This is a genomic window from Burkholderia lata, from assembly GCF_902499335.1.
Taxonomy (GTDB): domain Bacteria; phylum Pseudomonadota; class Gammaproteobacteria; order Burkholderiales; family Burkholderiaceae; genus Burkholderia; species Burkholderia lata_B.
The window spans coordinates 1-5,415 of sequence record NZ_CABVQK010000036.1; the positions used below are offsets into that span (position 1 = coordinate 1).

Consider the following 5,415-nt stretch of genomic DNA (forward strand, 5'->3'; position numbering starts at 1 on the left):
ACTACTGCACTCCCGTCGAATACGAAACCCTACGCGCTGCTGCATGACATGCTGTACGTGAAAACGAGGCAGGGTCAACTGCTGCCACGGACGTATTCGATTACATTGAGATGTTCTACAACCCGATTCGCCGGCATGGTTCCGCCGGCGACCTGTCACCTGTAGAGTTTGAGCGGCGCTACGCGCTAAACGGCTCGTGAGTGTCTATGAAACTCTGGCCGCTTCATAGCCCTCCGCGCCAATGCGCATCAACATGAAAAACAACCTCTGTCAGATTTAGTCTAGTCCACCCACCGTATGAATCGCACATGTATGTCGAGTCGGGGCAGGGTCAGTTCACGGTAGTTACACGAGGTATACCGCTATTATCAACGTACTCAGCCTGGGCCTGAGCTTGACCTGGCTCAAGCTGTGGCGGGTGAGATGCCGTTTCTAATAGCATTAGCAGAAACTCGTCGTGCACCTCTTCAAGGAGTTCCATGTGCACATCCGGAAGATCCGCCATGTCATTATCCAGAGCAGCAAGCGCCTTCGCTTGAGACAAAGCCAATTCTCGAGCCCTCCTAACGTTGGCATTAAGCACTGCTTGGACTTCGGGCGTTATCAGTGAATCTCTAGTGGACGTGGACGGCGTTTTGGATTGTGCAGCAACATGCAGCTGTTTCTGCTGCTCCTGAGCTGCCCGCCGCCTCTCTACTAAGAGATGTCGATTGTCTGCTTGCACCTTCAAATCATACGCCGCGCGCTGCATCCTCTGTCGCCGCTCTTTTGCATGATGCTGAGCCGGTCCACCTATTGAGTTTTTCCCAAAGGAAGACACGGAATCCATCAGATCGAAGACGTTTGGTGGTCGCGGACGCGTCTTGTCTCGAGTACATTCCTCAAACCAAGCACGCATCGCAGCCCGCACTGAGAGGTCATTTTCCGGCAGTATGCCATACTGCTTTCCGTTGCTGGCCCGATCTTGCTGCATACCGGGGAGCGAATTCCCAGCACCATTTACATTGCCACTGCCCTGCTGCGCTATATTCACAGGTGCTATGCCACCCGGCTCCGAACCGCCACCGGCCTTCGAGCGCAGTATTTCTCCGACCGCCTGCTGCGTCGCACTCGCATCGTCGCTTGAGCCGCCCGCTTCGCGCAGGCTCTCGGACAACTGTGCGCCCGTCGCAAGTTTACCCGATACGTTGATCGCGACCGACGCGACCTTCGCCAGCGGATGCGGGATTGCACCGATTGCACCGGCGACCGCACTCGAAACCGCCGCGCCCGTCACCGCCTGCTTGATGTCGTGATCGACACGCTGCGTCACCGCGTCGGATATCTTTTCGATGCCTCCCGGCGTCGTCGTTGCGGCTACGTATGCACCGTTCGCGATCGCCTTCGCGGCGCCGTAGATACCGTTCCCCGCATCGATCGCGGCCGCGCTCGCGATCGTGCCCACTTCGCTCCGCGTCAACGACGCACCGCCCGACCCGATCGCAAACGCACCGCGGATTGTGTTGACGTCGTCCTTAACCTGGTTGATTTCTTGGCCGATCCGGTCGGCCATAGCGCCGGGGTTTTCGATAAATGCTTGAAGCTTGTTGAAGAGTTCACCTCGCTTGTTAAACTGTGCATCAATGCCATCGCGAAATACGTCTGCCCCCGGATCCGGCGCAATTTCACGCGCGGCGTTTGCCAAGCGCTGGTCACCGGTCAACGGCCATTGATGCTTGCCCGGCGCTTGACCTCCAGTCGGACCCGGACTGGGCGTGGATTGCGTCCCACTGGGATTGGTCGCGCGATCGATCGCGATACCTGTCGCCACGGTGCCAACTGCTTTGCCAATCTGTATTGCTACTCGTCCTAACATGGCTTCTTATTCCTATATGAACTTACAGCAACGAAATCACAATATGGGTTCGATCGAATGTGCTAGACGTTCAACTTCTATAAATAAAGATTCGATGGTTAGTCTAATTCAGTTTGCCTTGACTGCATCAACTGCGATACCCCGCTGATAAGCGATGTAATTGACTTACTCGTTGAATACTTTCTCACCGACCACTGTTATAAATTCCATAGAACTCGAATTCATCCACACTATTAGAATCGTAAAATCTGACCAACGTAACGGTAACAAATTTCCGTAGATAAAACACGATTTGTGCGCAATCGCACTTTACGTAGCCTTTTTTCCATCCTCGATCTCGAGGCCTGCCCTGAAGTTCATATCGAGCGTTAGCCCGGCCACCCCGATCAGACAGTTTGCCTTGCGAGCGATCCGGCCAATCGGCAGCAGATGCGTCGAGACGATGCCGACTCTATCCTTGACATCTTTGATTAGGATAACGAGTGATAACGCGGAGTTCGATTCCCGCAAGGTCATTCGGTCAGCTACCTCCAGATGGGCTGGACCGAGACTACTTAGTCAGACGGGCCGATTCCGGAGAATATTGTTCGGCATTGTTATTCCTAAACGAATTTGGAATCCTAAAAATCTAGCTGACAAGGATGTACGCGAGATGTAGTCAATGCCAATTCGTCGAAATTAGTTCCTTCGAATGCCAGATTCTACGCCGACATCAGCAGCAGAATCTCAATCATTTTCAACCTGCACGGATACGCGTCTCCAGGTCGCCGCACGAAGTGCGAAACTCGGTCAGAGCGCCGGTGAATCGCATCCAAATCGTGCATTCCATGGCCCCAGATCCCTCCATCAATGAACGATGCATCGGCTCTTGCAAGCGTGCGATGATCCGTTGTCGATCTGACCATCGTTCTCGCCGCAACGAGGCCGCACGTCGCGAAAACGAACTTTGTAGGTACCATTCAACATCAATATCTTCGCCTTCCCGCAGGATACGTCGGAACGAATCGGGAGATATTTTCTGATACGGCAATAGTATTTTAATGCCGTAGAGTTCTGCCTTTACACGACCTAAACGATCGACTCCATTCCGCCAATGGGGCGGTGCATTGGTCAAGCGGCTCATTCGGCTCAGGTCGGCGTAGTGAAAAGCTCGACGCCGTCGCGCAAGACTAGCGGCGCCAACGGAAGATGCGCCGAGCCAATCCCAAGCGCTTGCTGGTCCAGAGTCTGATGTGCCGAATCAAGACTCTTACTGCCCCATGTTGATGGGCCGGCATATGGACTCTCAAGTGACTTGTTCGGGTGGGTGTACCCAATCACATGACTGAGGTCGCCCGCCCTCCTTTCGAAAACAGTCTGTATGCAATCGTCGACCTCTTGATTGAGGTCATCTTTTCAAACAGTGGGCTTATTATGAAAATTGCACCTTCCCTGAATAGCCTCAACTTGCTCACGGTTCACGACCCCGCGTTAGTAGCGTCTGGTAACGGCACAGCTAGCATCCCTGCGGGGCAAGCAGTCGAAAGTCAAGTCGCCTTGCTCGACCCTGGACGGCGTCGCGACGTGACATTCGTCGGCGTCGGTAGCAGCAACGCGTATTTGTTGAACGAGTTGAACCGCCGTCAGAATCCGTCCTCAGGTGCGACGCCGTTCCGAGGAAAGGTAACGATCATAGGGAAGCAGGATGCGTGGAAGCCAAACGTGAGAGGCTCCGGTTACATTAATCACCAGCGCGAGATCATCGACCAATGGGGCGATCGCCCACCACATTACGATTCACGCTATCCCGACCGCGCGGCGTTTTCCGCCGGAAACGATGCACAGATTGAGCGCGCCGTCAGTCTGGGTGCCGAGCGAATCGACGAGAGCGCTATCGGCGTCGAGCGGCTGAACGACAACAATTATCGGATCAAGCTCGGCAACGGCAACGTAGTCGACAGCAAGCAGGTTGTACTAGGCATCGGCGCGGGACCACATACCAACGTCTGGGGCGACTCTATCGATAAAACGAGAGCTGAAAAGGGGTTCAGCAACATTACCATTACGGCGGAACATTTGGCGGGTCTGCGCAATGACGGAGTTGTGCTTGACCTAGATGAGTTCATGCGTGCTACCGACGCCGAGCCTGAGCGTTTCAAAGGCAAGACGATCGCAGTGCACGGCCCTAACGCAGGAATCGATGCGGTTGAGCGGGCTGGCGAACTCGGCGCGAAAGTTGAATGGCTCGTGCGTAGCACGAAGCCTGTTCTACTTGATGGCAATCAACTCAAGCACGCACCCGCTAGCGCCGAGAACGCACTTCGCAAAATCGACAAGCTGTCGATCTCGCGAAACGACGACGGCCGCATCACACTATCGTGTACGCCTCCCGGCGGCGCCGAGGCAACCAAATTCGACGCCGATTTCTATGTCTATGCGCTCGGCCAGGATCCAGACAAGCCGGGTGCGATTGCCAATGTGCTTGGCAACGCGCTGGTCGCGGAGCTCGAGCCGGTGTACGACTACGATCAAGTCTATTCGGATAAGCCATATCAGACGGTACTCGGCCTGCAGAGTCGAGGCGCTAGCGACGGACAGGGATTGCTTATTGTCGGTGCATCGGTTGCTCAGTTGGCGCGGCAAGTTCCCCACACGTATCTCCATCACGCATTGGAACGCGTAATGGAATCGGTCGAACGGTTGAATGATGATCGCTTTGCACAGACATTAACGGCAGCGCTCCTGGATGGCAAGCCCAGAGATTCAGTGATGAATCTTCTCAAAGCAGCGAGAGAACGCGAGTCGGCTGCGTTTACGCAGCTAGAGAGCGGCGTGAGAGATTTCCTCGATGCACGCGATTACTTCTCCTCACGTGGTGCATCGCCTGGCGTTACCTCTGAGGTGGAAAATCAGGTTAAAACGGAGGTGTCTTCAGTGGTCGTTTCGCCGCAACTCGCCACGGTGAAAGCATCTACCGCCGCGCTATCCGGAATGATGCCGCCCTATGTGGCCAATGGCGAAACCAACTACACGACCGATAACCGGACAATGCTGCGCGCGCATATCTCGGATCGTTACCCGAACATCGGCAACGAACAGGCCTTGCGCTTCATCGACGAAGTAATCCAACTTCGCCATCAAAAGAGCGACGACTTCGTCAAGTCAGCGCTGGAAGAAATCAAGAAATTGCTTGTCGATAACTCTCCCGCTGCCGTCGATACGCTGAAGCAATATGGCATCAAAGGCGAGTTGATCACGCGCTTGAAGGATTCGATCAACGCTCCCGACACCGAAGCAGGCAAGAATGCGTTGATCGATCTGAAAGATGCCGTAATCGAGCACTTTGCGGCACGGCCGAAACCCATGCACGGCACGCCACAATCGGTCCGCGACAGCTACGAAGCATCGCTCAGTGAGCTTGATCGCGGTAAGGAGCAGCCTGCGCCGCTCATCAGGCATTGGAGGTGAGAAAGCCGTTGGTCAGTGGCGTCATCGACGGCAGTAAAAGTCTCTAACAAAATGATTGTTTGGGGGCTGTTAACCCGCCGCGCGTTTTGTTAACCTCTTCGTTGTTTCGCTGA

Annotated in this window: 2 protein-coding genes and 1 pseudogene; 2 read left to right on the plus strand and 1 reads right to left on the minus strand. The window is 54.8% G+C overall.

What is annotated here, in order from left to right; translation table 11 throughout:
* Nucleotides 1-80: 80 nt before the first annotated feature.
* Nucleotides 81-200 (plus strand): annotated as a pseudogene (locus BCO18175_RS40245) (IS3 family transposase); the annotation flags it as partial.
* A gap of 131 nt (nt 201-331) precedes the next feature.
* On the opposite strand, the gene BCO18175_RS40250 reads toward BCO18175_RS40245, so the two are convergent.
* Nucleotides 332-1,855, minus strand: a complete 1,524-nt coding sequence (locus BCO18175_RS40250) for a hypothetical protein (RefSeq protein ID WP_174989364.1) — start codon at nt 1,853-1,855, stop codon at nt 332-334.
* 1,320 nt (nt 1,856-3,175) lie between these two features.
* Here BCO18175_RS40250 and BCO18175_RS40255 point away from each other — a divergent pair.
* Complete coding sequence (locus BCO18175_RS40255) at nt 3,176-5,302, plus strand: restriction endonuclease (RefSeq protein WP_174989367.1); 2,127 nt, start codon at nt 3,176-3,178, stop codon at nt 5,300-5,302.
* Nucleotides 5,303-5,415: the final 113 nt, after the last annotated feature.

Excerpts from the sequence above, each read along its gene's own strand:
- BCO18175_RS40250 (WP_174989364.1), bottom strand. The coding sequence starts at position 1,855 with ATGTTAGGACGAGTAGCAATACAGATTGGCAAAGCAGTTGGCACCGTG.
- BCO18175_RS40255 (WP_174989367.1), top strand. The coding sequence starts at position 3,176 with ATGACTGAGGTCGCCCGCCCTCCTTTCGAAAACAGTCTGTATGCAATC.